The sequence below is a fragment of the Ideonella sp. P3_A4 genome (genome assembly GCF_056403075.1).
In genome coordinates, this window is sequence record NZ_JBFUGE010000698.1 from 1 (window position 1) to 2,942 (window position 2,942).

A 2,942-nucleotide genomic window follows, 5' to 3' on the forward strand; every position below is an offset into this window, starting at 1 on the left:
GGCGTAGGCCTCTTCGAAGGGCTCCATGTTGTGCGCCGCTTCGCCCATGGCGCGCCGCAGATGGATCAGATAGTCGCGCGTCAACGCCAGGTCCGCCAGCGGGTCGGTGGACACCGCGCCATGGCCGGGGATCACCACGCGTGGCTTGTAGTCGATGAGGCGCTCCAGCGTCGCGATCCAGAGCCGGCTGTCGGCTTCTCCCACAAAGGGGATGCGCCCGCGAAAGAACAGATCGCCTGAGAACAGCACGCCCAGCTGGGGCACGAACACCACCAGGTCTTCGGGGCTGTGGGCCGGCCCGACATGCCGGATCACGATGTCGAAAGAGCCGACGCGAAGCTGGGTCTGCTCATCGGTAAGCCACCGGTCAGCGGGAACCAGACGGGTGTTCTGGTCGATCCAGGGCGCAAGCTCCGAGCGGCCCGCCTCCAGCCGCTTCTGCGCAGCGTCGGAGTTCAGGTAGGYACGCCCCGCGTTGTGCGCTATCACGGTGGCCCCTGCGGCCTTGAACGACTGCAGGCCGTAGATGTGGTCCGCGTGGTAGTGGGTCACGATCACGTAGCGCACCGGCTGGGTCGTGACCCGCTTGATTTCGGCCAGCAGCTCGTTGGCCAGCGCCGGCGACCCCAGCGCGTCGACCACCACCACCCCGTCGTCGGTGACGATGAAGCCGGCGTTCGAGATGAAATTACGATTCGCAGGCGAGCCCAGGGCCGCTTCGCCTTGGGCGACCCAGACGCGGTCCGCCACCTGGGTCGCATGCAGCCTCGGCTCTTCRGCCCGTGCCATGCCGGTGCATGACAAGGCGAAGGCCACAAGCAACAGGCGCAGCCAGYTCATCCTTGCCATCCCGATTCCGTGGGCGTGTTGCTGGTCAGCCGTGTGTGATCACGGCCGGATATAGGCGTAGCCCTGCAACTGCAGCTTGGTGATTCGCACGACGCCGGACGGCACGAAATCGGCCTCTTGGAGGAACGCGTCCTTGCTCAGGTTGCGCGTYTTGAGCGTGATCTCGCAGATCTCGAAGTTCACGCCGCGGCTTTTCAGGGCCGACACAGGGCCGGCGTACGGGCTGCCGTTCTTGTCCTTGGCGCCTTCCATCAAGAAGTCCACCCCCTGCGCGTGCGCCACGACGGTGATCTTCGCGGTGGAGTCGGTGTCGAGGTGGTTGCGTATGTTGCGCAGCGCGCCCAACGCTTGCGCATCGGTGTCGCTCACGTGGTAGACGACCTTGTCCTGGGCCCAACCGAGCCCTGCGGTGAGCGTGAGTGCCGCGCAAACGAGCCACTGTCGGATGTTCATGGGGGTCTCCTTGTCGTCAACGAGAGAAGTGTCGCGCGGTGCAGCAGATTCTGCTCAGCCTTCGGACATGCCACTGTTGCCTGCCACCCCGACCAGGGTCGGCGTGTTGATGCGGCGCGGCTTCACGTGGCCACCGGGCTGCGACTTGAGCCAACTTTCGACCACGTCCCAAACCGGCTTGGTGCCGGGCACGTGACGGGCCTCTTCAGCCACCGGCGCCCACCCCGCCACCTTGTACTTGCGGCCGGCCTCGATGGGCTTGCCGCCAAGGCGCATGTCGGTGATGCGCTGGCCCATCTTGCCGCCCGGCTGGCAGCTGTAGGCCAGGCCGCCGACGCGCACCATGTCGCCACCTTGCTGGTAGTACGGGTCGGGGTTGAAGAGGTTGTCGGCCACGTCTTCGAGAATGCTCTTGATCGTATCGCCCGTCATCTCGTTGACGGTGGCATAGGGGTAGGTGACGGCCAGCTGGTCCATCATCAGCTCGCGCGTGATTGCATCGCCTGGCAGCAAGGTGGTGCCCCAGCGAAAGCCGGGCGAGAAGGCGATCTCGGCGCCCTGCACGTCCATCAGCGCGTCGCACACCAACTGGTCCCAGCTGCCGTTGAAATTGCCGCGGCGGTACAACAGGCCGTCGGTGACGGCGAGTTGCTCGGCCAGCTTGGCCTCATACGGCGCACGCACCTTGGTGATCAAGGCCGCCATCGCCGGGTCGGCCTTCAATTGATTGGCGAACACCGGCAGCAGGCGGTAGCGGAAGTCGGCCACCTTGCCGCTCTTCACGTCGAAATCCATCACGCCGAGAAACTTGCCGTTGCTGCCGGCATTGGTGACGAGTGTCTTGCCGCCGGCGTTGCTCACCGGCACGGCGACCGGCACGCCGTCGTGCGTGTGGCCGCCGAAAATGGCGTCGATGCCCCGCACACGCGAGGCCATCTTCAGGTCGACGTCCATGCCGTTGTGCGACAGCACCACCACCACCTGCGCGCCTTTGCCGCGGGCCTCGTCGACCATCTTCTGCAGGTTGTCGTCCTGGATGCCGAAGCTCCAGTCGGCCACCAGGTAGCGCGGGTTGGCGATCGGTGTGTAAGGGAAGGCCTGGCCGATGATCGCCACCGGCACGCCGTTGATGGTCTTCAGCACATAGGGCTTGAACACCGGGTCGCCGAAGTCGTTGGTCTTGACGTTCTGCGCGACGAAGTCGACCTGGCCCTTGAAGTCCTTGTCGATGATCTCCTGCACCCGCTCCATGCCGTAGGTGAAYTCCCAGTGSCCGGTCATCACGTCSACRCCSAGCAGCYKGYAGGCGTCGACCATGTCCTGCGCGTTGGTCCACAGCGAGGTGGCCGAGCCCTGCCAGGTGTCGCCGCCGTCGAGCAACAGGGCTCCCGGCCGCGTGGCCTTCAGCTGCTTCACGAGTGTGGCCAAGTGCGCGAAGCCGCCCACCTTGCCGTAGCGGCGGGCGGCCTGCTCGAAGTCGATGCAGGTGTAGGCGAACGCCTGATCGGTGCCCGGGCGCAGGCCAGCGGCCTTCAGCAATGACTCGCCCACCAGGTGCGGCAGTTGGCCCTGCATGCTGCCCAAGCCCAAGTTGACGCTGGGCTCGCGGAAGTGGATGGGCAGCAACTGCGCATGGCAGT

The 2,942-nt window shown here is 65.7% G+C and carries 3 protein-coding genes; all 3 read right to left on the reverse strand.

All coding sequences use genetic code 11. The features are described from left to right. Window positions 1–840 (reverse strand): MBL fold metallo-hydrolase (locus AC1DYI_RS31330; RefSeq protein ID WP_477208021.1); only part of this gene is annotated, 840 nt, incomplete at its 3' end. 48 nt (window positions 841–888) lie between these two features. Then, window positions 889–1,302, reverse strand: coding sequence for a DsrE family protein (locus AC1DYI_RS31335; protein ID WP_477208022.1), 414 nt, complete (start codon window positions 1,300–1,302; stop codon window positions 889–891). Window positions 1,303–1,356: 54 nt separating this feature from the next. After that, the coding region (soxB, locus tag AC1DYI_RS31340) for a thiosulfohydrolase SoxB (protein WP_477208023.1) at window positions 1,357–2,942 on the reverse strand (1,586 nt) is incomplete at its 5' end.